1 rRNA gene is annotated in these 628 nt (G+C 56.4%); it reads left to right on the forward strand.

Going from position 1 to position 628, the window contains the following annotated elements:
• Positions 1-628: ribosomal RNA gene (locus tag J4645_RS22100) — 23S ribosomal RNA — on the forward strand; the annotation flags it as partial.

Raw genomic sequence — 628 nt, forward strand, 5'->3', positions numbered from 1 at the left:
TCATCTCCGGGGGTAGAGCACTGTTTCGGCTAGGGGGCCATCCCGGCTTACCAACCCGATGCAAACTGCGAATACCGGAGAATGTTATCACGGGAGACACACGGCGGGTGCTAACGTCCGTCGTGAAGAGGGAAACAACCCAGACCGCCAGCTAAGGTCCCAAAGTCATGGTTAAGTGGGAAACGATGTGGGAAGGCCCAGACAGCCAGGATGTTGGCTTAGAAGCAGCCATCATTTAAAGAAAGCGTAATAGCTCACTGGTCGAGTCGGCCTGCGCGGAAGATGTAACGGGGCTAAACCATGCACCGAAGCTGCGGCAGCGACGCTGATGCGTTGTTGGGTAGGGGAGCGTTCTGTAAGCCTGTGAAGGTGGCCTGTGAGGGTTGCTGGAGGTATCAGAAGTGCGAATGCTGACATAAGTAACGATAAAGCGGGTGAAAAGCCCGCTCGCCGGAAGACCAAGGGTTCCTGTCCAACGTTAATCGGGGCAGGGTGAGTCGACCCCTAAGGCGAGGCCGAAAGGCGTAGTCGATGGGAAACGGGTTAATATTCCCGTACTTGGTGTTACTGCGAAGGGGGGACGGAGAAGGCTATGTTGGCCGGGCGACGGTTGTCCCGGTTTAAGCGT

The sequence above is a fragment of the Salmonella sp. 32082101201600294FB01SM01 genome (genome assembly GCF_017572865.1).
In the GTDB taxonomy this organism is placed as follows: Bacteria; Pseudomonadota; Gammaproteobacteria; order Enterobacterales; family Enterobacteriaceae; genus Salmonella; species Salmonella enterica.